The 25736-nt window shown below is 52.6% G+C and carries 21 protein-coding genes and 2 pseudogenes; 20 read left to right on the top strand and 3 right to left on the bottom strand.

The features are described 5' to 3' along the window. The first annotated feature begins 5 nt into the window (after window positions 1–5). The 12 genes from C1192_RS11735 (at window position 6) to C1192_RS25140 (ending at window position 14965) form a co-directional block, all read left to right on the top strand. The gene (locus C1192_RS11735) at window positions 6–680 is read left to right on the top strand and encodes a hypothetical protein (protein WP_038354624.1); all 675 of its coding nucleotides are present in this window, start codon (window positions 6–8) and stop codon (window positions 678–680) included. 295 nt (window positions 681–975) lie between these two features. Beyond that, window positions 976–4842, top strand: coding sequence for a type VI secretion system membrane subunit TssM (gene tssM / locus C1192_RS11725; protein WP_038354623.1), 3867 nt, complete (start codon window positions 976–978; stop codon window positions 4840–4842). Then, window positions 4842–5606, top strand: coding sequence for a TagF domain-containing protein (locus C1192_RS11720; RefSeq protein WP_001250469.1), 765 nt, complete (start codon window positions 4842–4844; stop codon window positions 5604–5606). Before tssM ends, C1192_RS11720 begins: the two co-directional genes overlap by 1 nt. A gap of 191 nt (window positions 5607–5797) precedes the next feature. Continuing rightward, window positions 5798–6532 (top strand): hypothetical protein, encoded by a 735-nt coding sequence (locus tag C1192_RS11715; RefSeq protein WP_038354622.1) that lies wholly within the window; start codon window positions 5798–5800, stop codon window positions 6530–6532. Next, window positions 6529–6900: a hypothetical protein gene (locus C1192_RS11710; RefSeq protein ID WP_038354621.1), complete on the top strand. Its 372-nt coding sequence runs from the start codon at window positions 6529–6531 to the stop codon at window positions 6898–6900. Before C1192_RS11715 ends, C1192_RS11710 begins: the two co-directional genes overlap by 4 nt. Window positions 6901–6924: 24 nt before the next feature. Beyond that, the gene (locus tag C1192_RS11705; protein WP_038354620.1) at window positions 6925–9144 is read left to right on the top strand and encodes a type VI secretion system Vgr family protein; all 2220 of its coding nucleotides are present in this window, start codon (window positions 6925–6927) and stop codon (window positions 9142–9144) included. 161 nt (window positions 9145–9305) lie between these two features. Further along, on the top strand, window positions 9306–9515 hold the full coding sequence (locus tag C1192_RS11695) for a hypothetical protein (protein WP_024193545.1): 210 nt from the start codon (window positions 9306–9308) through the stop codon (window positions 9513–9515). Window positions 9516–9620: 105 nt separating this feature from the next. Next, window positions 9621–9803 carry a hypothetical protein gene (locus C1192_RS25150; RefSeq protein WP_154663956.1) on the top strand — a complete coding sequence of 61 codons (183 nt, stop codon included), beginning with the start codon at window positions 9621–9623 and terminating at the stop codon, window positions 9801–9803. Further along, window positions 9800–10249 (top strand): DcrB-related protein, encoded by a 450-nt coding sequence (locus C1192_RS11690; RefSeq protein ID WP_016248324.1) that lies wholly within the window; start codon window positions 9800–9802, stop codon window positions 10247–10249. Before C1192_RS25150 ends, C1192_RS11690 begins: the two co-directional genes overlap by 4 nt. Window positions 10250–10487: 238 nt before the next feature. Beyond that, window positions 10488–14216 carry a DUF6531 domain-containing protein gene (locus tag C1192_RS11685; RefSeq protein WP_072041569.1) on the top strand — a complete coding sequence of 1243 codons (3729 nt, stop codon included), beginning with the start codon at window positions 10488–10490 and terminating at the stop codon, window positions 14214–14216. 22 nt (window positions 14217–14238) lie between these two features. After that, window positions 14239–14619 carry a hypothetical protein gene (locus C1192_RS25145; protein ID WP_154663955.1) on the top strand — a complete coding sequence of 127 codons (381 nt, stop codon included), beginning with the start codon at window positions 14239–14241 and terminating at the stop codon, window positions 14617–14619. Between the two features lie 40 nt (window positions 14620–14659). Further along, the gene (locus tag C1192_RS25140) at window positions 14660–14965 is read left to right on the top strand and encodes a hypothetical protein (RefSeq protein WP_158650416.1); all 306 of its coding nucleotides are present in this window, start codon (window positions 14660–14662) and stop codon (window positions 14963–14965) included. A gap of 424 nt (window positions 14966–15389) precedes the next feature. Here C1192_RS25140 and C1192_RS25320 read toward each other — a convergent pair whose 3' ends face one another. Beyond that, the gene (locus tag C1192_RS25320) at window positions 15390–15530 is read right to left on the bottom strand and encodes a hypothetical protein (protein WP_167389281.1); all 141 of its coding nucleotides are present in this window, start codon (window positions 15528–15530) and stop codon (window positions 15390–15392) included. A 40-nt stretch (window positions 15531–15570) separates the two neighbouring features. Here C1192_RS25320 and tnpA point away from each other — a divergent pair, with 40 nt between their 5' ends. The 7 genes and pseudogenes from tnpA to C1192_RS11630 all read left to right on the top strand — a co-directional run bounded on the left by tnpA (window position 15571) and on the right by C1192_RS11630 (window position 24096). Then, entirely contained in the window at window positions 15571–16248 is a 678-nt protein-coding gene (gene tnpA, locus C1192_RS11670; protein WP_001339397.1) for an IS66-like element accessory protein TnpA, read from the top strand. After that, on the top strand, window positions 16248–16595 hold the full coding sequence (gene tnpB, locus C1192_RS11665) for an IS66 family insertion sequence element accessory protein TnpB (protein WP_069906977.1): 348 nt from the start codon (window positions 16248–16250) through the stop codon (window positions 16593–16595). The genes tnpA and tnpB overlap by 1 nt, the downstream gene beginning before the upstream one ends. Before the next feature lie 19 nt (window positions 16596–16614). Then, window positions 16615–18186: an IS66-like element ISCro1 family transposase gene (locus C1192_RS11660; RefSeq protein ID WP_103194767.1), complete on the top strand. Its 1572-nt coding sequence runs from the start codon at window positions 16615–16617 to the stop codon at window positions 18184–18186. A 241-nt stretch (window positions 18187–18427) separates the two neighbouring features. Then, window positions 18428–21957, top strand: a pseudogene (locus C1192_RS25490) (RHS repeat-associated core domain-containing protein); the annotation flags it as partial. Window positions 21958–22087: 130 nt separating this feature from the next. Beyond that, window positions 22088–22368 (top strand): annotated as a pseudogene (locus tag C1192_RS11645) (hypothetical protein). A gap of 107 nt (window positions 22369–22475) precedes the next feature. After that, window positions 22476–23684 (top strand): IS256-like element IS1414 family transposase, encoded by a 1209-nt coding sequence (locus C1192_RS11640; protein WP_103194764.1) that lies wholly within the window; start codon window positions 22476–22478, stop codon window positions 23682–23684. Between the two features lie 94 nt (window positions 23685–23778). After that, a complete protein-coding gene (locus C1192_RS11630; RefSeq protein WP_016248343.1) occupies window positions 23779–24096 on the top strand; it encodes a hypothetical protein in 318 nt (105 codons plus the stop codon). A gap of 41 nt (window positions 24097–24137) precedes the next feature. Here C1192_RS11630 and C1192_RS26200 read toward each other — a convergent pair whose 3' ends face one another. After that, on the bottom strand, window positions 24138–24314 hold the full coding sequence (locus C1192_RS26200) for a SymE family type I addiction module toxin (protein WP_426472710.1): 177 nt from the start codon (window positions 24312–24314) through the stop codon (window positions 24138–24140). 16 nt (window positions 24315–24330) lie between these two features. Continuing rightward, window positions 24331–25101 carry a 2-oxoglutaramate amidase gene (gene yafV / locus C1192_RS11620; RefSeq protein WP_001118059.1) on the bottom strand — a complete coding sequence of 257 codons (771 nt, stop codon included), beginning with the start codon at window positions 25099–25101 and terminating at the stop codon, window positions 24331–24333. Window positions 25102–25281: 180 nt separating this feature from the next. On the opposite strand from yafV, the gene ivy reads away from it, so the two are divergent. Next, window positions 25282–25728, top strand: coding sequence for an Ivy family C-type lysozyme inhibitor (gene ivy / locus C1192_RS11615; RefSeq protein WP_016248344.1), 447 nt, complete (start codon window positions 25282–25284; stop codon window positions 25726–25728). Window positions 25729–25736: the final 8 nt, after the last annotated feature.

The following is a 25736-nucleotide window of genomic DNA, read 5'->3' as shown; positions in this document are numbered from 1 at the left end:
GAAAAATGAAGAATCTGGACTGCAATGCATCGAATCATTCACCGGTATGGGGCGTGACCGAATTTCTTTTCTGGAAATTAGCCCCAAAAAAATGGGGCGAAGGTGTACCTTATGGGCGTTATTTCAAAGATCGCTGGGTGAAACATAACCACCTTCTGATAACGTCGGCTGCCAATACATATAATTTGCCAGCGCCTTTACTGGCTGGTGTGTGTTGGATAGAAGTCGGGGGAGAGCCCAGTATTGTAGATATGCTGGCATTTGATGCTTGGACTATTAACTGGAGTGGGCCTGAGTGGATTGATGAACATATCACCATGACTTCGAGACCAGAAAAAACATCTTTTGGTGCAGTGAGTATGCAATTGCGAACCACAGCCAGAACACCTGGGCTTGATGAGTCAAAAATGAATACCTCTCAATTGCGTGAACTGGCAAATTGCCTCCAGCATGATATTTTTAATATTCAACTTGTGGCCAGACATCTTTATCAATTAGCTGAAAGAGATGGATTTCAGTCCTCCTTACCACACCTGACGGAAGAGCAGATAAGAATTATTGGTGCCCGTTATAACCGGGGTATGTCGCTTACCCTGGAGAAAATAAAGGAAGATACCAGCTATGGCAATTTTATTGTCAACAACTGGTTGCATTTCTCTCGTTTACTCATCGCCCATTAGGAGTCTTCGTGAGAAGAATAATTCAAATATCAGGATGGTTATTATTCATTATGGGTCTGATCATCATTATGCTTTTTTCCGGGAATGAGTATCAATAGATGCAGGATATAGATCCTTCAATAACAGCGTTGCCTCAGGGAAATGGGAACAGAGAAATAATCAAAATGTTGATTTATTTTATTTTGATAATTGTTCAGATTGCTCTTTATTTTTTTTCAGTAGCCCGTATTGGACGGATTTTTTCAGCTTGCGGCATTTTGCTATTACTGATTATCGCATGGAGTTCTGAACAATAATGCAAAAATTTCTCAGTCTGCTGTTTTCCCGCCGTGCGCTGGTCGTTGTCTGCGTGGTGGCGTTGGCGCTACTGGTCTGGTTTCTCGGGCCGCTGGTGGCGTTTGATACCCTGCATCCGCTTGCATCCGTGGGGAGTAGGGTAGTCACTATCGTTCTGTTACTAATGTTCCTCGCGCTGTGGCTGGTGAATTGGTCGATGAGCATCATTGGCGTGACGGTTCTGTGCCTGGTTATCGGCTTTGTCTCACCGTTGCTGGCCTTCGGTGACGTTCGCCCGTTTGCGCCGCTGTGGCTGCGTCTGACGCTAATCGGCATGATCCTGCTGAGCTATGCGCTGTATGGCCTGTACCGGCTTTGGCGGGCGTTGCGTCTGGATGAACAACTGCTGCGCCGTTTCTTGCATCCGCGCGGGGAAGACGTACCGGTGGCAGGGGAAATTAAGGCCGATCTGCGCACCGTCAGCCATATTTTCAACCGCGCCATCCGACAACTGAAACAACTGCGTGTGGATCTACCTGGTTGGCGTAAGGTCCTGGAAGGGAAACGCTTTCTGTACGAACTGCCGTGGTTCATGGTTATCGGCAGCCCCGGTGATGGTAAAACCACCGCGCTGCTTAACACCGGGCTACAGTTTCCGCTGGCGGAACAGATGGAGCAGACCGCGCATATCCTCACCGTGCCGGGCGGCGGCACGCTGCACTGCGACTGGTGGTTTACTAATGAGGCTGTGCTCATTGACACCGCCGGGCGCTATGCCCGCCACGATGATGGCGGTGAAATCAGTGCAACCCAGCGCAACGCCGGGGAATGGCAGGGATTTCTGGGGCTACTGCGTAAACACCGTCCCGGCGCGCCGCTGAACGGCGTAATTTTGACGCTGAATGTGGCAGATTTGACCGCACAATCCCCGGCTGAACGGCTGGCTGCCTGTGCAGCCCTGCGTGCGCGGCTGGCGGAACTGCGGGAGACACTGGGCATTCGTTTCCCGGTTTATCTGGTTGTCACCAAAATGGATCTGCTACCCGGCTTTACGGAGTATTTCCGTGGATTGACCAGTCACCTGCGTGCTCAGGTCTGGGGCTTTACTCTGCCATACAGCTGCAGGCGTCACGCCAGTGATTCGCAGTCACTGCATGCGCTCTGTGGTCAGGAACTGGCAAATCTGACGCTGCGGCTGGATCAGGGGATGGATAGTCGGTTGCAGGAAGAGTACGACCTTAAAAGCCGCCAACGGCTCTACCGCTTCCCGCGTGAATTTGCCGCGCTGGGCACGCCATTGCTGGAAGCCATTGAACAGATTTTCCTCGATTCAAAATTCGATGCCACCCAGCTTAACAACACCCTGCGCGGGGTATTTTTCACCAGTGCCGCACAGGCGCAGGCAGACGCCGTAGCAAACCAGACGGGCATCTGGCAGCGTTTTGTCCGGGCAATAAAAGGGAACGAGGAGTCTCCGTCCCATACTCTGCCGGATGGCAACCGAAGCTATTTTCTCCATGACCTGCTGACTAAATTTATCTTCCGTGAAGCGCACATGGTGGAGCCGAACCTTCAGTGGGCCTGGCGTTACCGCCTGCTGCGTACCGGTGGGCATCTGCTGGTACTGGCGCTGGCTTTCTGGTTGTGGCAGGGAATGCAGGGCAGCCAGCAGGGTAACAGCGATTATCTGCATGAAATCACCAACCGGACGACCCAACTGGATGATGACGTCAAAGCCTATACCGGAAAACCCGCCATGCAGCCGGTTCCCGCATTACTGAACCAGGCGCGGGCGCTCTCTGCCTGGCCGGGGTTGGATCCGGACTCACCGCCGCTGGCCTGGCGTTATGGTCTTTACAGCGTCCCTCCGGTGATGGAGAGCGTGGCATCCCTGTATGACCGCCTGCTTGACCAGTTACTGCTACCGCCGTTGGTGAAGCGCATGGAATACGTACTTTCGGATGCGATTGCCCGTCAGGACAGTAAAGCTGCCTATGACGCTCTGCATGTTTATCTGCTGCTGAACCTCGATAAAGACCACGAGGACAAATACAACGCCGCGGAGATCCACGCCTGGGTGTTGAACGATCTGAACAACCGCGACAGCGTGGCGGATTTCGGCGGTCGCGCAGCCGTGCTGGAACATATCGATGCTCTGTTTGACGGCAGTCGCGTGGTGCATTCGCCATACGAAAAAGATGAGGGGCTGATCCGCCTGGCGCGAGCCTTTCTTGACGGTCATACCAGCACCGAGCGTATCTATACTCGTGCACTGGCTTCTATGGAGAGCGAAGCGCCGCAGGAGTTTTCGCTGGTTCGTGCTGTGGGCGCGGATGCGGGAACGGTTTTTGTCCGCACGGATGGTGCGCCATTAGATCGTGGCGTGCCTGGCATCTTCACCCGCGAAGGCTACCGGGAACTGTTCGACAAACGGCTGTCGGAGTTTGTCGCCGCCGCATCAGCGGATGACGCCTGGGTGATGGGGCGCGAAAGTGCGCAAAAAAAAACGACTGAGATTGTAATGAGCCAGTTACCGGGACAGGAACTCCCGATTACCCGTGAAGTCCGTCGCCTGTACCTCGCTGAATATGCCCGCCGCTGGCAGGATTTTCTGGCAAGCATTCACAGCATCAACAGCGCTGGGGAAGACGGCAGCTCCGGACTGGCGTATGACCTTCAGGTGCTGCGTACTCTGGCCTCACCTGATTCCCCGCTGATGCGGCTGAGTAAAGTCGTGGTAGATCAGACCACCCTGGTGCCGCCGCTGGATGCGCAGGCCAGACAAAAGCAGATGGCTCAGCGAGCGCAGGATCGGCTTTCCGGTAATGCGGGGAAAGCGGTACAGACGGCGAAGCTGTTGCAGGACATCCATCCGGAAGAACGTCTGGAGAAAACACTGGTGGATGATCGTTTTGCCGCATTGCGGGAAGTGGTTTCCGGGCGTACGGACAGCGCACAAGGGGGCAGCGCACCACAGCTTAATTCGTTGCTGACGATGCTCAATGAGTATTACACCCAGCTCACCATTGCCGACAGTGCGCTGGCGGCCAGCACATTACCGGGCCGCATTTCGGCGGCGGATAAACTTCAACTGGAGGCAGCAAAACTGCCTGCACCGCTGAAAAATATTCTGCTGGATTTAACACAGCAGGGGACGCGCAAAATCAACGCCGGAACGGGTGAAGTGCTGAATGCGCAAATGGAGGCGGTGATCGGTGATGAGTGCCGTGATGCCATTGACGGACGCTACCCCTTTGCCGACAGCCCACAGGAAGTCAGTGCGGATGATTTTAACCGTATCTTTGCCAGCGGCGGCGTGCTGGATGCTTTCTGGACGAAGCAACTTGCCCCGCTGGCGGACACTGCCAGTAACCCGTGGCGCTACAAGCCGACCGAAGGCAACATGACATTGCTCGGGCCGGATCTGACACCGTTTCAGGAAGCAAAGCAGATCCGTAGCGTTTTTTTTAACGGGGAAGGCGGGAAAAAGTTCTCCTGGGCGATGCAGGTCCGCGTCGTGGATATGGACCCTGCCATCACCGAACTGGTGATTGACATTGACGGGCAGGTGCTGCGTTACGCTCACGGCCCGGTCAGGCCGCTGAAAGTGAGCTGGCCCGGGCCGCGTAATGGCTCAATGGCGGAAATCACCGCCAGCCCGCGCATCCGCCAGGACACCTCGACGCTACTGACTAACGGGCCGTGGGCGCTGTTTCATCTGCTGGATGCGGGTAACGCGCAGGAGACAGCGGTACGGGGAACGCAGCAGGTGGAGTACAGTTTTGATGGGCGGCGGGTGGTGCTGGAGATTACCGCTGGGCGGGATTTTGACCCGGTGAACCGGGGGCTACTGCAACGCTTCGCCTGCCCGGAGAGGACGCTTTGATGCGCCGGGCTACGGCAGTATCGGCTCCGGCGATGTTCGGCAGACTGCCGGACCAGCGGGACTACGTGCGCTGGCGGGTGAGTGCGAACGAAGCGCAGGTGTGGCAGGCATGGCTGAACCAGCAGACGTGGCTGGGACAGGGGCGGCATATTGTTCTGCCGGAAGGAACGGATGCTGCGAAGGCTGGAGCAAACAACGGCTGGATGCACCTGTCACCGCGTGAGAAAAAGACGCTGCCGGAGCACCACCCATTGCCGTGGAGTTTTGTGCTATCGCCGGGGTTTCTCCCCATTGGCGGGCGTGATGAATGGCTGACCGGAGTATTGACCGCATCGCGAGACAGTACGGGCAGACCGTGGCCGCTGGTGATTTATCAGCGTGCCGGACGGGAATGGCTGGAAGAGAGCCTGGATGACACGCAGGGCTGGTTGTACTGGCTGGCGCAGTTGGCGGCAGTATATGTCTCACCACAGACAGAATGCTGCGGGCGGCTGGCAGAGCAGACAGATCAACTGTGGGCGATGTGGCGGCCGGGGCCGCGCTGGGCGCAGTGGCTGCGCGGCTTGCGACGTGTACCGCAGCGTAGCCGGGAACTCACCGGGCTACCGGACGCGCCGATAGTGGAATTGCCTGGTGTGCGCCACCTGCCGTGGCCAGGCTGGCCGGACAAAATGCTGGCGCAGGCGCAGCAGGGGCAAGGCTGGTTCTGGCAGCAGAACAGCGAGGGGCGGTATGTGGATGCGCTGCGGTTGGAGAAAAAATAATGTGCCCACGAATGCTGAGAATAGCTATACAAAAATATGACGATAAACGTGTAGATGGGAAACAAATATACCCCTGAACTTCAAGTTGATTGCTATTTGTTGACTTCAGGCTACCCCTAGTCCCGTCTGCATTGGTGGGTAAGCAATCATCTTCAGGTTTATTGGATATATAGCAATATAAGGAGGTGAACATGGGTAACTCTCATGATGAGGCTATTCAGCAGGCATACGATGCTTATGACGACTTAATGCTGGATAAACGATATAACAGGGACAATGATGCCTGGGGAGATTTAAGAATTGACCGTGAAAATGGTGCAATCTCATTATTGCTGAGATGGAAATATAATTGGATAAAAAGATGGGATGCAAAAACTGATTGGACAGATATGGAGAAAAATACCTTTCATGGGAAAGTTATTTTTGTCATTAATCAAACATGGAATAATAAGATTTTTTTATCCGTTTCTGGGAAGTCTGAGTTTGTCAGTAAGTTTAATGGTAAGGATTTACCTTTCACAATAGAAATAATTCAGACTGATCGTCATGGGTATTGGGATGTAGTGGTGTTTAAAATTGATAATGATGATCCAAATAGTTTTCGTCAGAGTTCCATTGTCTGGAATAGTCGATACGTGGAACTTGACTCTAAAGATATAGTTGCTGCAGCTAAATGTCTTGGTTCATCAAAAGTTTGCCATGAGCAAATAGGGTTATCTCACGAGCTTGGGCATATTATTGGATATCTTACTGATGAATACTATAGTGATGATGCAGATAAAGCAACTACCCCATTTTCCGGGGATGCCAGTGCGTTAATGAATATTGGTATGGAGCTGCGCTCTCGTTATATGGGAAATGTCATTGAGCGGTTAAATAGAATGGTTCTGGGTTCTAATTTTTTTGTGAAAAGCGTAAAAAAATGAAACTAATATACGCTGTGATTATTTTTTTGATAGTGGGTGGGGCGAAAAATAACATGTCTGATATTCCTGGGCATGCTTATCTGAATGCGAGTGGTGTGTATAATGGAGTTGAAGAGAATGTTCTATTAAATAACTATGGTCAGCCAGCGTATGAATTTATAAAACCTCGTTATAAATTTGTCGGTGAATATTATATAGAAATTGAAAATACCTATCGCTCAACAAATCCTGAATTCAGAAATATCCCCATCAAAGAAATGTTTTGGCATTTGCCGGGGGATTTAAATCTGACATGTTTTTTTCATTATAAAGATGGACAGTGGCGGGTTATTTCTTATTTTTTCTGGCCGCCGGGCGCTAAATTCTAATCCGATATTAAAGGAATAAATATCATGAGTTTTGTATCTACGGGTAATAAATCTGGCAGTAATGGTGGGCCAGCCATCACCACGCCGCCAATAGCCGGAGAAAGTAGTGCTGTAAGCGCAGGTTCAGCCGCAACAGATGTAGCTGATGCAGCCGAACAGATGGCAGAACAGGCAGCAGCGGATCTGTTTGGTGCGCTGCCGGAACCATCGGGACTGGTGAAAGCGGCGGTAGCCGCAGCGCAGGCCGCCGCTGCGGCGGCAGGGATCTCGGATATGGCTGGCGCAGTTCAGGATGCGGTGGCGTCGCTTGCAGCCGGTGGACCGGGGGCGCATAACATCACTGTAAGCGGTAGTGCGGTGCCACCGCAGATGCTGTTGTTCGCGGGGATGAATGGTTCGGAAGGGCTTGGAAATCTGTTTTCCTACACTGTGCAGCTTAAAACTCCAGACACCCTGAACCTGGGCTACGTTTCGCCCGCCGCCAATCTGCCGCTCAAGCCGATGGTGGGCAGAGATCTGTGCGTCAGTATCGAACTGGACGGTGGCGGAAAACGGTATATCAGCGGGCTGGTGACCGCTGCGCGGGTAGTCGGCCATGAGGGACGTTCGGTCACGTATGAATTACGCATTGAACCGTGGCTGAAACTGCTGACCCACACCAGTGACTACAAAGCTTTCCAGAACAAAACCGTGGTGGATATTCTCAGTGAAGTACTGGATGAATATTCCTTTCCGGTGGAAAAGCGGCTGGTGGAAAATTATCCGCCCCGCGCCTGGCAGGTACAGTACGGTGAAACTGACTTTGATTTCATTCAGCGCCTGATGCAGGAATGGGGGATTTACTGGTGGTTTGAACACAGTGAGAACAGCCACACGCTGGTGCTGGCTGATGCCATCAATGGTCATAAAGCATGCCCGGACTCGCCGCTGGTGGAGTGGCACCAGGAAGGACTGAAGCTGGATAAGGAGTTTATCCACACCATTACGGCCAGTGAGAAGCTGCGTACTGGAAAGTGGGTGCTGGACGATTTTGATTTTATGAAGCCACGTTCGCTGCTGAAAAGTACCGTAGCTAGTCCGCGCGATACCGGTCATGCTGAATATGAGCATTACGAATGGCCTGGTGATTACTTCACTACGGGAGAAGGTGAGATGCTGACGCGCATTCGTATGGAAGCACAGCGCAGCCCCGGCAGCCGTGTTGGCGGGGCGGGAAATATCCGCACCCTCATGACGGGCTACACCTTCACGCTGATGAATCATCCGACGGCAGAAGTTAACCAGGATTACCTGTTGGTACAGACCACGCTGTTTTTACGGGATAATGCGCAGCACAGCGGTCAGAACCAGCATTTTACCTATGTCACCACGTTTGAACTGCACCCCACCTGCGAAGTTTACCGTCCACAGCGAACCCTGAGCAAACCCCACACCAAAGGCCCGCAGAGCGCTATCGTCACCGGCCCGGCGGGGCAGGAAATCTGGACGGATAAATATGGGCGGGTGAAGGTGCAGTTTGGCTGGGATCGTTACGGTAACAATGACGAAAACAGCTCCTGCTGGATCCGTGTCAGCTATCCGTGGGCGGGGAAAGGATTCGGCATGATCCAGATCCCGCGCATCGGCCAGGAAGTACTGGTGGACTTTAAAAATGGTGACCCGGATTTACCGATAATCATCGGGCGCACCTACAACCAGGACACCATGCCACCGTGGGGGCTACCGGGCATGGCGTCGCAGAGCGGGATATTCAGTCACTCGTTAAAGGGCGGGCCGACGAACGGAAACATGCTGCGCTTTGATGACAAAACGGGTGCGGAAGAAGTGAAGTTTCTTGCGGAAAAAGATCTGAATACCGTAGTGAAAAATAACGAAACACACACGGTAAAGGCAGATCGGACGAAAACCATTATTAAAAATGAAACGAATACGATTAACAAAAACCGCACCACGACTGTTGTAAAAAATGACGATCTGACTGTGGAGTTGATGCAGTTTATTCTGGTGGGTAAGGAATATCGCCTGGAAGCTGGGGAGAAACTAACGTTGCGCTGCGGTGAGTCAGCAATAGTAATGGATAAAGACGGTAATATTGTTATTTGCGGCAAAACGTTACAGCAGACCACCAGTGCCGGAACGACAATTATTGGCGCACCGGTGAACATCAACCCGGATGGTGGAAAGGTATTAACAGCAGATGAAGTTGCACCATCGCCAATAAAGGAAAATGAGCCACCAGTTTAACCTAAACCTAAAAATTCTTAATGTATTTCTGGTTTTGATTAAAGATGGAGATTCAGAAAAGGCCAGAAATGTAATAGGGAAAATTTATGGTAATGGAGAGGTTACTTCAGCAAGGGGGCAGTCTTATTACGGCTACTATGGTGATGGGTACGATCTAAATTATGATAATCAGTAATAGATTTTTGTGTTTGTTAATTCTTATTCCATATAATATTGCCTATGCAGAGGTTGAAATGAAAAAGTTATGGGGAATGGTTGCGGAAGTTATGAATGAACGTTCCTTTACCAGGCCGGGTATTGAAAAAATAATGGGTGTTCATTTTAAGGAAGAAAGTAAAACAGATATACAGATATCTTTTTCAAGTTCCTGACCTGCTTTAGATAATATCAGAATTGACAAGGTTAATTTAAGGCGCAGTAGCATCGCTACTCGTAGTGGGATACTCGTTCTGGATATCAGTGGATCCTGTGTATCATTGTCTGAAGTAAAGGCTCAATATCCGCAATTAAAAATCACACAAGCACCAAGAGGTGGCTCTCTGGATGATGAGACGGTATTTACCTCCGTATCTGCTTGGGGGGGAATATCGTTTGGGTTTAAAGAAAAAAATAGAGATTGCCTTGCTGCTATTATTTTTGAACCAAAGGATAATATATGACAAAAAATACCCGTCTTAATTTTAGCGAAGGCAGTATTGCCATGCCGGAAGGATTCAGTGATCACACCGTGAATATGCTGGTTTTAGGTGGGCCAGAAAATTCACTCATCAATCTGAGCATAACTCGCGCACAGTTAAAACCCGGTGAAACACTGTCCGGATATGTGGATCAACAATTAAAAATACTTAAACAGCGGCTGAAAGAACATCGTGTACTTAAACGAGAAACTGCCAGGCTGGGCAGTGGTGAACAGGCTATAGAGGGCGAACAGATTGCTGCAACGCATAAACAGGGAGGTATTGTCTGGCAGTATCAGGCGGCGTTTCAGGTGAACGTGGATGGCCTGGTACTGATTTTTACGCTGACCAGCAAACAAAAACCGGATGCCGGGCAAATACAATCATGGAGTGATTGGTTAAGTAGCTTTGTGACGCGAGATATATAAACAGAATATAAAATATTCCATTTATAATATACAGGGTGTTGTTGACTGTAAATGAATGGCCTTTCTTTTTGTTGTTTTAATGATGTCAGACAATGTCATCCCGTTTAACAAAATCCCCATGAAATATATATGCTTACTTACATTTTTGTGGGGCATTATTTCGCGAGAGGGATGTTATTCAAAATTTGCTATGCCGTTAAAAAGGAAATCAGGCGCGGAGCGCCTTAAGGATTAGTTCATGTATGAAGCGGCTCGGCTGTACGATCCAATAGAACATACTCAGGCAGCAATGGGTTTTATTTTAGGGGCCATTGTTGGAGCGGTGTTTATTGCAGTGGCATCTGCTGCCCTGGTAATTTTTGGGTGTGGTTTTTTTCTTGGCCTTTTTATGGGGTTCCTGATTGGCAAAATAGGCCTCGGCATACTGGAGGTGGGAGAGGCAGAAGGGAGAAAGCACACAGTTGTTACCGGAAAAATAACGGAAGGCTCGCATAACGTCTTCACCAACAGTCGGAAGGCAGCAATAGTCGAACGCAGTACCGCAACGTGCGAAAAACACCCTCCAGTGACGCGGGTAGCAGAGGGCTCCACGAACATTTTCATAAACAGTAAGGCGGCAGCGCGCAAAGGGGACAGGACGCAGTGTGACGCGAAAATCAGTGATGGTTCTGACAACGTTTTCTTAGGTGGAGGTGCAAAGGCTTACCTGCCAATAACCCCGGAGGTACCAGATAGCTGGCGGATATCGACAGGCTGGCTGTTTATGGCGGCCGGTTTTTTGGGGGGACTAGGTGCGGCTTTAAGCAAGATGAGTATCTCAACCTGGCGTTGCGTCCTGAAGTTTTCGGCGGGCTATTTTGCCGGTTTTGTTGCCACGAATGCGGCCATCAGCTATGCGGCAGGGCTATTCGGTTTTCCGGTAGACGTCACCGATGGTCGCAAGGTATTGCTGCCGGACGATGAAACAGATTTTGTTCTACCGGGTCGCTTACCGATCGTGTGCCAGCGGTTCTATTCCAGTGCGCTGGAAAGACAGGGAATGTTGGGCGGTGGCTGGAGAATGCCGTGGGAACTGACGTTACAGGAAACGGAAAATGGGCTGATTTACACCGATCGTCAGGGACGAGAGCATCACTCGCAGCCGCTGAACCTGGGCCAGCAGTGGTACGACCCAGCAGAAAAGTTGTACCTGTCTCGTCTTGATGATGGATTTTATGTAGCACACACCCCAGAGATGGACTTTTACCTCTTTGGCCGCCCGGATGGTAACGGTGTGATGCGACTATCGCGCATGGAAGACAGCCAGCAACAAGCGATCCGCTTTGAGTGGCAGCACGGCAAGTTACAGCGGATGGGGGACGATGCCGGTCATCTGTTGCTTATGCATTACACAGAGGTGAATGGCCATACTCGCCTGTCAGGTATTGAAGAGCTACAGGGTGGCAGCGGTGGCTGGCTGGTGCATTATGGCTACGATGACAACGGTTATCTGGCCTCTGTCACGAACCGTGGCGGCGCGATGGTGCGCCGTTTTGCCTATACCGATGGACGGATGACGGAACATGCCAACGCCACGGGTTTTGTCTGCCGTTACCGTTATGCCGAAGTGAACGGTACGCAGCGGGTGGTGGAACACAGCAACAGTCGCGGCGCGGCCTGGCGTTTTGTGTATGCCCCGGAAGGCGGGCATACGGTGGTGACGGACACGCGGGGACGTGAGCGCCACTGGTACTACACGCCGCAGGGCAGCGTAACGCGCTATGTGGATACCGACGGTGGCGAATATCACTACGAGTACAACGGTAATAACTGGCCGGTAGCCGTCAAAGGCCCGGACGGCGCTGAAACCCACATGGAATATGACGTATTAAGCCGCCCGGTGAAGGTGACGGATACGCTGGGACGCGAAACGGTGTTGGAGTGGTACGGCAACGCCTCGCTGTTAAGCCGGGTGCGGTTGGACGATGGCCGAGAGTGGCGCACGGAGTACGATGCCCATTACCGGATGGTGAAACGAGCTGACCCGGAAAACCACATCACAGAGGTGGAATACGGCGCAGACGGCCAGCCGGTAAAAGTGACGGATGCGCGCGGCGGCGTCTCGCACCCGGAATACAGCACGCGGGGCGAACTGCTGGCGTACACCGACTGTTCAGGTAAAACCACACGCTATGGCTACAGTGAGGATGGCTGGCTGGTTCACATCACGGATGCGCTGGGACAGACGACGCGTGTCACGCATACGGTGACGGGCCTGCCGCAGACGGTGACGCGCCCGGACCTGAAAAGTGAACATTACGAGTGGAACGCGCTGAACCGGCTGACGCGGCATGTTCAGCCGTCGGGGGCGACGGAGGGGTGGACGTACACGCCGGAGGGCTTCACCGCCTCGTACACCGATGCGGAAGGGCGGCAGGAGCGGCAGGAGTACGGTGAATACGGTGAACTGCTGGGGCTGATAAACGGCAACGGGGCGGCGTACCGCTTTGCGCACGATGCGGCGGGCCGGGTGCAAGAAGAGCGCAGGCCGGACGGCACGGCGCGGGTGTACCACTGGCAGCATAACCAGCTTACGGGCATCACGCAGCGGGGGAGCCTGGGCGGTGAGCGGCACACGCGCTACGAGCATGACGCGGCAGGGAGGCTGACGGCGGCCATCAGCGGCCACAGTGAACGGCGCTACGGCTATAACCGTCTGGACCAGGTGATGGAGGTGGTGCTGACGCCGACGGAGGCCGGGGCAGCGGAAGGGGTGGCGGCAGACCGGGTGGCGTTTGACTACGACCGGGCCGGGATGCTGACGGCAGAACAGGGCGCACAGGGGGCGATTCGTTACCGGCGCGATGCGCTGGGCAACCCGGAGAGCCTGACGCTGCCGGACGGCAGAAAGACGGAATGGCTGATGTACGGTAGCGGGCACGTGCAGGGTATCCGGTATAACGGCAGGCTGGTGAGTGACATCACGCGTGACGGCCTGCACCGGGAGATAATACGCAGCCAGGGGGCACTGACGCAGTACAGCGGTTACACGCGAAGCGGGCAGATGGCGTGGCAGCGGATAATCCGGGGAGAGTACGCCGGGAGCGGCATTCCATCAGCGGAAGAAAGCGAGAACCGGAAGGACTGGCGCTACAGCGCGGACGGCGAGCTGATAATGGAGACGGGGCCGCACGGTGCGGAGCTGTATGACTACGACCGTGCAGGCTGGCTGCGCAGCCACTCTCCGGCACAGGGCGTGCAGGAACGTTTTCACTGGGATAAAGCGGGCAACCCGGTGAATGAGTACGAAACGGTGGCGGACAACCGCGTCAGGGCGTGGGGCAAATACCGTTACGAATACGATGAATGGGGTCAGGTCATCCTGCGCGGGGAGGGCCGCAGCGAGAAAACGCTGGCTTGGGACGCCGACGGTCATCTGCTGCGGGTGATATCGGGCGACCGGACGACGCACTACCGCTACGACGCGCTGGGCCGCCGGACCCACAAGGTGACGCGCACCGACATGCAGGACAGGGCGGAAAACGAAACCCATTTTCTGTGGCAGGGAACGCGGCTGCTGGAGGAGCGGACGGGCGAAAGCCGGAAGACCTATATTTACGGCGACGCCCGTAGCCCGGTGCCGGTGGCATGCGCAGAGCGACGTGCAGGCCGGGAGGATATTTACCACTACCAGACAGACCCGTCATTGCGGATAAGGACGGTGACGGATGAAACGGGAAAGGTGGTGTGGGACGGCTGCTGGCAGGCGTGGGGCCGGATGCAGGCGGACCTCAGCGGTCCGGGAGGATTTGAGCAAAACCTGCGGCTGGCGGGGCAGTATTATGACAGGGAAAGCGGGCTGCATTATAATCTGTTCAGGTATTACGACCCGGATGTGCCTGGACGGTTTTTGAGCAGTGACCCGATTGGGTTGGCGGGGGGGGATAAATCTTTACCGGTATGCGCCGAATGCGCTGGGGTGGATTGATCCGTGGGGGTTGCATGATATTTTGGCTGATACTGATTTAGTGTGTAGAGGTGGCACATGCCTTGCCGATCAATTTACACATGGTAGTGGAGTTTCTACAAATGCTGATGGAACATTAAATGGGGTGTCTACACAAGCGAAGCCAGGTGCCCCAATTGAGGTTCTAGCTCAACCGTACAAAAATGGTACTGTTGGTGTAACAACGGTCGCAGACATAGAAAAAGCCGGTGGAAAAATTATTTTAGACGGTGTATTCAATTCGACAAATGGAACAAATGGATCTAATCACGCAACAGTTAGCGGTATTACCGCTGAGCAGGCAGAAGTTTTATTTAAAACCGAAGAAAATCCAGTACCTAAAAGTGGAAGAGGGTTCGAAAAAAGTGTCAACACAAATTGCTAATCGAGTTTATAGAAACTTGCGACATAGAGTTTATGCCGATATGGATAACGAACATATAGAGTTTGATTTGATATCCTCTTTTATATGTGGAAGTGGTGTCGGGTTATCAAAATCAGACGCAATTAATGATTTTTCAGGAGAGAAAATAGTTTTACGTGAGGGAGATTATATCTATTTATATATGGAGGTAGGTGTCGGTGAATCAGGAGCAATGGAATATGTATTCGCCGAAGGCTATATCTTACCTCATCCAAACTATGATGCCACTACTCCATGCAAGTGGTGTTGTAAGTATGTGGGAGATGTGGAGTATATGGAAGACTATATAAAAAATTTCATGATGTAATTGTCCTGCCGGGGCTGATAAAAGTCATGGCGCAATTTGGATATTAAATAAATATTCGTACAGTGATTTTTAATTAATTAACAGTTCTTTGATGTTGCGAGCTGATTTATGTATGGGTAAATGAGTGTATTAAAAACTAATTCACGTTCTCGTCTGATTATATTATTAATCACAACGGAGTATAGCCTGATACTAAACAGAGCCATCACGATTTGGTGGTTGTTAAATTAATTTGTTGAGGAATGTATAATGGGTTATTGGGGGGCTGGGCCATGGGATAGTGATGTTGCAGCGGATTGGTTTCATCGCCATAGAGCCTCGTTCAGATTCTCGACTTTAAGTTGTAGATATTAAATTATCTTCCCCTCCCACACTTCCCCAGATTTCAGCCAGCGTATGCGAGCAGAAATCCGGGGGATCAATATTATGACTCGATCAGATCTTTGATAAACACCACACCATCAGTTGTACGTAGCCAGCGCGGTGCTTTCAGTTTTGCTGCAAAGAACCAGACCAGTTCACACAATAGTCCCGTCAGAGGTTGTTCCATTTGTAACCGGCTCATTTAAACCGTCTGGTCTGTTTCCTCCGGCTCTACAAAAATAATGTCCATCATTTTTAATGGACACTATCGTATGAAACACCGGACCTGGATCACTGAAGCTTTACGTCTTCACTTTGAAGAACATTTACCCCGGGTTGTGGCCGGGCGTCGCCTGGGTGTACCAAAATCAACAGTTTGTAGTATGTTCGTGCGCTTTCGGAGAGCTGGCCTTTCGTGGCCTTTGCCCGCAGGCATGTCGGAGCAGGAACTTGATGCCTGCCTTTACGGACAATTTTCCACGGTACCAGTCGTACGTCCTGAAAGCACCGTTATATCCGAAGCCCCCGTGGTAAAAAAACGTCCCCGGCGGCCCAACTTCCCTTATGAGTTTAAAATCGCCTTAGTGGAGCAGTCACTGCAGCCCGGAGCCTGTGTGGCGCAGATCGCCCGGGAAAACGGAATCAACGATAACCTGCTCTTCAACTGGCGCCATCAATACCGGAAAGGTGGCCTGCTGCCTTCCGGAAAAAATATGCCGGCACTGCTTCCCGTGACGTTAACGCCGGAGCCGGATAATAAAATCCCGGCCCCCGCACAGGAACCAGAGCAGATAAATACACCGTCCGACAGTCTGTGTTGTGAGCTGGTTCTGCCGGCCGGAACTCTCAGGCTTAAAGGTAAACTGACGCCGGCGTTATTACAGACACTTATCCGCGAAATAAAAGGGAGCAGCCACTGATGATATCTCTCCCTGCCGGTTCGCGTATCTGGCTGGTTGCAGGTATCACCGACATGCGAAATGGCTTTAACGGCCTGGCATCAAAAGTTCAGAACGTCCTGAAGGATGACCCGTTCTCCGGACACCTGTTCATCTTCCGCGGACGCCGGGGTGACCAGATAAAAGTGTTGTGGGCTGACAGTGACGGACTGTGCCTCTTCACCAAACGCCTGGAGCGGGGCCGCTTCGTCTGGCCAGTCACCCGTGACGGCAAGGTGCACCTTACTCCGGCTCAGTTATCCATGCTTCCTGAAGGTATCAACTGGAAGCACCCGAAACGAACGGAACGCGCTGGAATCCGCATATAACCCGTTGTAAAGTGAGGATATGGACACCTCACTTGCTCATGAGAACGCCCGCCTGCGGGCACTGTTGCAGACGCAACAGGACACCATCCGCCAGATGGCTGAATACAACCGCCTGCTCTCACAGCGGGTGGCGGCTTATGCTTCCGAAATCAACCGGCTGAAGGCGCTGGTTGCGAAACTGCAACGTATGCAGTTCGGTAAAAGCTCAGAAAAACTTCGTGCAAAAACCGAACGGCAGATACAGGAAGCTCAGGAGCGAATCAGCGCACTTCAGGAAGAAATGGCGGAAACGCTGGGTGAGCAATATGACCCGGTACTGCCATCCGCCCTGCGCCAGTCTTCAGCCCGTAAACCGTTACCGGCCTCACTTCCCCGTGAAACCCGGGTTATCCGGCCGGAAGAGGAATGCTGTCCTGCCTGTGGTGGTGAACTCAGTTCTCTGGGATGTGATGTGTCAGAGCAACTGGAGCTTATCAGCAGCGCCTTTAAGGTTATCGAAACACAACGTCCGAAACTGGCCTGTTGCCGGTGCGACCATATCGTGCAGGCACCAGTACCTTCAAAACCCATTGCACGCAGTTATGCCGGAGCGGGGCTTCTGGCCCATGTTGTCACCGGGAAATATGCAGACCATCTGCCGTTATACCGCCAGTCAGAAATATACCGTCGTCAGGGAGTGGAGCTGAGCCGTGCCACACTGGGGCGCTGGACCGGTGCCGTTGCTGAACTGCTGGAGCCGCTGTATGACGTCCTGCGCCAGTATGTGCTGATGCCCGGTAAAGTCCATGCCGATGATATCCCCGTCCCGGTCCAGGAGCCGGGCAGCGGTAAAACCCGGACAGCCCGGCTGTGGGTCTACGTCCGTGATGACCGCAACGCCGGTTCACAGATGCCCCCGGCGGTCTGGTTCGCGTACAGTCCGGACCGGAAAGGTATCCATCCACAAAATCACCTGGCCGGTTACAGCGGTGTGCTTCAGGCCGATGCTTACGGTGGTTACCGGGTGTTATACGAATCCGGCAGAATAACGGAAGCCGCGTGTATGGCTCATGCCCGGAGAAAAATCCACGATGTGCATGCAAGAGCGCCCACCGACATCACCACGGAAGCCCTGCAGCGTATCGGTGAACTGTATGCTATCGAGGCAGAGGTCCGGGGCTGTTCAGCAGAACAGCGTCTGGCGGCAAGAAAAGCCAGAGCCGCGCCACTGATGCAGTCACTGTATGACTGGATACAGCAACAGATGAAAACACTGTCGCGTCACTCAGATACGGCAAAAGCGTTCGCATACCTGCTGAAACAGTGGGATGCCCTGAACGTGTACTGCAGTAATGGCTGGGTGGAAATCGACAACAACATCGCAGAGAACGCCTTACGGGGAGTGGCCGTAGGCCGGAAAAACTGGATGTTCGCGGGTTCCGACAGCGGTGGTGAACATGCGGCGGTGTTGTACTCGCTGATCGGCACATGCCGTCTGAACAATGTGGAGCCAGAAAAGTGGCTGCGTTACGTCATTGAACATATCCAGGACTGGCCGGCAAACCGGGTACGCGATCTGTTGCCCTGGAAAGTTGATCTGAGCTCTCAGTAAATATCAATACGGTTCTGACGAGCCGCTTACTTCCATTTCAGATCCCTGCACCTGTTCCGTCAGAATCTGGAACAGTATCAAGCAATGCTCACACAACTGTTCGGGGTCTGACTCAAAGCGCGGAAACGACGTCGGCAAATCATCAAGCGTCAGGCTGTCAACCAGATGGGACGGATGGCTGGTTCACATCACGTATGCGCTGGGACAGACGACGCGCATCACGCAGCGGTGAAGCCTGGGCGGTGAGCGTCACACGCGCTACGAGCATGATGCGGCAGGGAGGCTGACGGCGGCCGCGCGCGCCGTACTGAGTACGGTGATATGCGAAGACCATTCTCCGGAAATCCGCATTGCCCAGGGTTCCGGCAACATCTACATCAACAGTCAGCCTGCCGCCCGAAAAGATGATCATACTGAATGTGATGCGGTGATTGAGGATGGCTCCCCCAATGTCTTTTTCGGCGGCGGTACGTAGACGGTACTGGAAATCAGCCCGGAAATCCCGGACTGGCTGCGTCAGGTTGTGGATGTGCTGTATGTGGTCGCCGGAATGCTGGGGGGGCTGGCTGGAGCCTCGCGTCAGGCGACAAAGATGGGCTCGAAATTTGGCACAAAATGCGCGGCAAAATTTATTGGTGGCGAAATTGCCGGGATGGGCATTTCCGAGGCCGCTATGGGATTGTTCAGCAACCCGGTTGATGTAACTACCGGGCAAAAAATTCTGCTGCCGGAAACGGATTTCACCCTGCCGGGCCGCATGCCTGTTACCTGTTCGCGCTTTTATGCCAGCCATCTGGAAACTGAGGGGCTACTGGGCAAAGGATGGCGGCTGAACTGGGAAATAACCCTGCGCACCGATGAGAAATATATCACTCTGATTGGCGGCCAGGGGCGTGAGTTAAGTTATCCGAAAGACATGCTGACGCCGGGGCACCAGATATTCGATCCGGAAGAGCAGTTTTACCTGAGCCGCCTGCATGACGGACGCTATGTACTGCATTACACCGACCGCAGCTATTACATATTTGATGAATTTGATGACCACGGCGTCGCACCGTTACTTTTTATAGAGACGCCCTACCGACAGCGTATAGCTTTCGGGCGAGAGAACGGCAGGCTGGTGCGGGTGGCTTCCAGCAGCGGGCACCATCTGTTATTGCACCGCACAATGATCCCGGCGGGGGAAAGACTTTCGCATATTGAACTGGTGAAGGGAGGACGTCCCGGTAACCTGGTGGAATATCGTTACGACAATAACGGGCAACTGACCGATGTGGTGAACCGGGCCGGTGTGGCAGTGCGACAGTTCGCCTATGAAAATGGCCTGATGGCAGAGCACCGCAACGCGACAGGCTTCACCTGTACCTACCGCTGGGAAGAGATTGAGGGGGTTCCCAGGGTGGTGGAGCACTCGACCAGCGATGGCGAGGATTACCGGTTCCGCTATGATTTTGCTGGCGGGCAGACGGTGGTTACCGGCAGGCCGGGGCATAAGTGGCAGTGGTGGTTTGATGAACAGACGTATGTGACTGCGCACCGGACGGCGGGCGGGAGGATGTACCGCTTCACGTACAACGAAAACCATTTTCCCGTAGCAGTTGAACTCCCCGGCGAACGCAGGGTAACGCTGGAATACGACACCCTGAGCCGGGTGGTGAAAGAGACGGATCCGGCAGGCCGGGTGACACAGACGCAGTGGAACGGCAGTTTTGATGAAATCACTCGTCGTGCGCTGGATGACGACCATGTGTGGAAAGCGGGTTACAACGAACACGGTCAGGTAATACAGGAAACAGACCCGGAAGGACGCGTCACGCGCTACGGGTATGATGAACAGGGGCTGGCAGTCAGCCGCACGGATGCGAGGGGCGGCCTGGTTGCGCTGGTGTACGATGCGCGCGGTCAACTGGTGCGTTACACCGACTGTTCAGGGCGCGCCACGGGTTATGAATACGATGAAGACGGCAACCTGACGGCGGTGACGGACGCGGAAGGGAAAACGGTACACATCAGCTATAACCGTCTGGGACAGCCGGAGACAGTCAGCCATCCGGGCAAACAGCAGGACCGTTACACCTGGAACGCGCTGGGATTACTGAGCAGCCACCGTCGTCTTACGGGCAGTATACAGAGCTGGCAGTATACGCCGCGGGGGCTGTTGACGCTCCACACGGATGAAGAGAAACGGGAGACGCGCTGGCATTACACTGCGGAGGGGTGGATTGCCAGCCTGAGCAACGGCAACGGGGCGCTTTACCGGTTCAGTCACGATGCGGATGGACGACTGACGGGAGAACAGCGCCCGGACGGCCTGATACGGATGTTTGCGCTGAATGCGGGCGGGTATCCGGTCATCATCCAGACGCAGGGTACAGAAGGCGGGGTGCGCAATGAGAAACAGCAGCGTGATGTGCTGGGTCGCCTGCTGCGCAGTGACACGCAGCACAGTACACGGACCTTCAGCTACAACCGTCTTGACCAGATAACGGAGGTGACGCTCACCCCCACGGAAGAAGGTGAGCGTCTGCACCACATGCAGGCGGACAGGGTGCGCTTCGCGTATGACCGCAGCGGGTGGCTGACGGCAGAGCACAGCGTACACGGCAGCATAAAGTACCGGCGTGACGCGCTGGGCAACCCCACCGATATCACGTTACCGGACGGGCAGCACCTCAGCCATCTTTACTACGGCAGCGGGCATCTGCTCCAGACGGCGCTGGATGGTATCACGGTCAGTGAATATGAGCGTGACAGTCTGCACCGCCAGGTGATGCGCACCCAGGGGGCGCTGACGACGTTCAGCGGCTACAACGCCGACAACCGGTTAAGCTGGCAGCGCAGCCTGCCAGGCGGCAGCCGGAGTCCGCAACAGGCCGGAAATCCCCCGACACAGAGCGACAGCGTGACGGGGCGGGATTACATCTGGAACGCAGACGGTGAAGTCAGCGGCATTAACGACAAACTGCGTGGCTGCCTGGTGTTCAGCTATGACCGGAGCGGCTGGCTGACTGGTCGTACGGGGCAGATGTACGACCATGACCATTATTATTACGACAAAGCAGGCAACCTGCTGACGGATGAATATCAGGGAGCGGTGATGGACAACCGCCTGCCGGGCTACGGGCGTGACCGTTACCGCTATAACGAATGGGGTGAACTGACAGAGCGGCGAGAACAGCAACTGGAGTGGAACGCACAGGTCAGTTAACGCGGGTCATCAGCAGCAACAGCGAGACGCGGTATCAGTACGATGCGCTGGGCAGGCGTATCAGCAAGGCGACGTATGGCCGCCATACGAACCAGCGGGAACAGCGGCGGACGACGTTTGTGTGGGAAGGATTCCAGCTGTTGCAGGAGACAACGTGGCAGGGAAAGCGGACGTACCTGTACGATGCGGAACAGCCGTACACGCCGGTGGCGGCTGTCACGGGGCGCGGGGAAAGCCGGAAAATCTGGTATTACCACACGGACGTGACGGGCACGGTGCAGGAGGTGAGCGTAGCGGACGGAACGCTGGTGTGGGCGGGCTACCAGGCGGGATTTGGTGAAAACCGGGGCGACATCAGCAACAGCGGGGCGTACTTTGAACAGCCGCTGCGACTGCCGGGGCAGTACTTTGACGAAGAAACGGGGCTGCATTACAATCTGTTCAGATATTATGCGCCGGAGTGCGGGCGGTTTATCAGCCAGGATCCGATAGGGCTGAAAGGTGGTTTAAACCCTTACACGTACCCATTGAATCCTATTACAGATATTGATCCTCTTGGTCTTATTACTTGTGGTGTCGATATAGGTGAGCCTGGTGAGTTATTAAGGTGCAAAATGGTTGAAAATAATTGTATCAGTAAATGTTCATTTTCTTCCTTACCTACAAAAAGTAACGGATTTGCTTTCTGGAATTGTGTTAACGAATGTAAAGAAAATCAAGGTTGTTGATATTTTTTATTACAGGAGAGTGTATGGTTAGCGATAAAAATACAGCTATATTAATTAGTGAATTAATGTTGAAATTCGGTAAGGAACTTGATGAGTCCGTTGCTGTTGTTCAATCATCACTGTGATGAAGATGAATTTAAGGCATACCGGGATGCGGTTGGCTTTATAATGGGTGGAATGCTTATTAAAATAATGAATCCGTTATATGAAAAGCATCCTGAAATAAAACCAAAAGGATTAAATTAAAGCGTTTAAAAAACCGGGGAGATATTTAATCTCCCGAGCCTGTACATAGATTTGTGTAATTGCCTGATTTTGATATGTTCAATCCAGCATCAAATGAAGGTTAATTTATGGACGAAAAACAGTTACAGGCTCTGGCTAACGAACTGGCCAAAAACCTCAAAACCCCTGAAGACCTCAGTCAGTTTGATCGGCTGCTGAAAAAGCTCAGCGTTGAAGCCGCTCTCAATGCAGAGATGACACACCATCCTGGGTATGAGAAAAATCAGTCCAGACCAGGAGCTAACTCCCGCAACGGTTTTTCCACAAAGACCGTTATCACAGGCGACGGTCCACTGGAACTGCGTACTCCGCGCGATCGTGACGGTACCTTCGAACCACAACTGGTAAAGAAAAATCAGACCCGTATTACCGGGATGGATAACCAGATCCTCTCGTTGTATGCCAAAGGGATGACCACCCGTGAGATAGCTGCTGCGTTCAAAGAACTGTATGACGCAGATGTTTCACCGGCACTGATATCAAAGGTTACCGATGCCGTGATGGAGCAGGTTGTAGAATGGCAAAACCGACCACTGGATGCTGTTTACCCCATTGTTTATCTTGACTGTATCGTCCTGAAAGTTCGGCAGGACAGTCGCGTCATCAACAAATCGGTGTTCCTGGCACTGGGCATCAATATCGAAGGTCAGAAAGAACTGCTGGGTATGTGGCTGGCCGAAAATGAAGGGGCGAAGTTCTGGCTCAATGTGCTGACTGAACTGAAAAACCGCGGTCTGAACGATATCCTCATCGCCTGTGTGGATGGCCTGAAAGGCTTCCCGGATGCCATCAACACAGTATATCCGAAGGCCCGCATCCAGTTATGCATCGTGCATATGGTGCGCAACAGCCTGCGCTTCGTGTCATGGAAGGACTACAAAGCCGTCACTCGCGACCTGAAAGCGATTTATCAGGCTCCCACGGAAGAGGCAGGCCAGCAGGCACTGGAAGCGTTCGCTGCGGCCTGGGACTGTCGCTATCCTCAGATAAGCCGAAGCTGGCAGGCTAACTGGCCGAATCTTGCCACGTTCTTCGCTTATCCAACGGACATCCGCAAAGTGATCTATACGACGAATGCCATCGAGTCGCTAAACAGCGTGATCCGCCATGCGCTCAAAAAGCGTAAAGTGTTCCCGACAGACGACTCGGTGAAAAAAGTGGTGTGGCTGGCAATCCAGTCTGCGTCCCAGAAATGGACGATGCCGTTGAAGGACTGGCGAATGGCAATGAGCCGCTTTATTATCGAGTTCGGTGACCGCCTGGACGGTCACTTCTGAGAAAAGGCATTTACACAGAATCTTAAACAGGCTCTATTCCAGCAGCAACTGGTAGAGTACCAAGTATAATATTGCCATAATTTGTGAGTTAACAATGAGTTACTATGATTTGTATGGATTTTCTGGAAGAGATTTAAATGAGGCTCGTGAATTACTGGAGTCGTCGCTGAATATATTTTTTATCGAAAGGGATAGTTCTTATCATGGTGTCTATTATATTTCAGGTGATAAGAAGCATGAACATTTTATCTTAAAGGAAAATATTGATTTATTAGATGACGAACCTGATGAGATGGATTATCCAGAACATAATTATCTTCTTTATATTAATGATACATCCAGACCTTCTGAATTAAAATACATCATATTGAAATCTGCAAAATTTATTTTACTTAGAAGTGAGCGAGTTTAATTTATAATGAGCCGGGATCATCTTCCCGGCTTTTTTATTATTTAACTCTCGTTCATCACACTAAACATCCCGTCCCGCATCCCCTTAACAGACTGTTTAACCTGATAAATTTCCTTCCTCAGTTCCTGTACTTCGTCGCTTTCAGCGATCAGGCTTAGGCATCCCTCCGAGATCTTCACGGTAAGGTTCGTGCCGATCTCAACTCCCGCTTCTCTCACCTATCTGGCGCTGATTTCACCACAACCTGAACTCATCCGCATCCTGCCATGCCGGGAATTTTTCGCGATACTCCCGTAACGCCACCATCGAAAGTTCAGCGTCTATACGCGTAGCCTGATGTGGTTCGGCGGTGGCGATAATCTCGCCTTGCGGATTAATCACCCGGCTGTCGCCGCGATAGTGGCAGCCGTTGCCATCGCTGCCGACGCGATTACATCCCGCGACATACGCCTGATTCTCAATCGCGCGGGCCGTCAGCAATGCTTGCCAGTGCAAAGAGCGCGGGGCAGGCCAGTTGGCAACGTAGATTGCGAGGTCATAATCATTGAGATTGCGCGACCACACCGGAAAGCGCAGGTCGTAGCACACCAGCGGCAAAATACGCCAGCCGCGCCATTGCACAATCACTCGCTCATTGCCTGCTTTATAATGCAGATGTTCATCCGCCATCCGGAACAGATGACGTTTATCATAAAAATGCACCGTGCCGCCTGGCTCTACCAGCAAAAATCGATTAACCGAACCAGCGTCCGTTTGCAATGCAACACTGCCTGCAATCAGCGCATTGCACTGTTGCGCTTTAGCGGTCATCCAGTTCACAACATCATCTTGCGCTAGCGATGAAACCGCAGCTTCCATGGCAAAGCCGCTGGTAAACATCTCCGGTAGAACGATCACATCGCGCCCGGTAATACCTTCCAGTTGACGATCAAAATGGCGCAGGTTGGCAGGACCATCCATCCACACCAACGGTTGCTGCAAAAGCGTAATCTTCAAACCAGGCACGGTGTACAACTCCTTTATTTGAGGGGTTTTATAACTTTAACACTTTATCGGGTTATTACCTTACTGCGGTAGAGATTGATAACAAATGCTGATATTGGAAATATCTTATTTGCAAATTACTGTGTTATAGCCAATCTTTAGGGCGTTAATAACATGGGCAGGATAAGCTCGGGAGGAATGATGTTTAAGGCAATAACGACAGTCGCCGCTTTGGTCATCGCCACCAGTGCAATGGCGCAGGATGATTTAACCATTAGCAGCCTGGCAAAGGGTGAAGCCACCAAAGCAGCGTTTAATCAGATGGTGGAAGGGCATAAGTTGCCCGCCTGGGTGATAAAAGGCGGTACTTATACCCCCGCGCAAACAGTGACGTTGGGAGATGAGACGTATCAGGTGATGAGTGCGTGCAAACCGCATGACTGCGGCTCGCAACGTATTGCGGTGATGTGGTCCGAGAAATCTAATCAGATGACGGGGTTGTTCTCGACCATTGATGAGAAAACGTCGCAAGAGAAGCTCACCTGGCTAAATGTGAACGATGCGCTCTCGATTGATGGTAAAACGGTGCTGTTTGCAGCGTTGACCGGCAGCCTGGAAAACCATCCGGATGGTTTTAATTTTAAATAATCAGCGGA

Origin of the sequence: Escherichia marmotae (assembly GCF_002900365.1) — a bacterium.
Lineage (GTDB): Bacteria > Pseudomonadota > Gammaproteobacteria > Enterobacterales > Enterobacteriaceae > Escherichia > Escherichia marmotae.
Note: the sequence above shows the minus strand (reverse complement) of the source record. Positions and strands in the feature narration are given on the sequence as shown.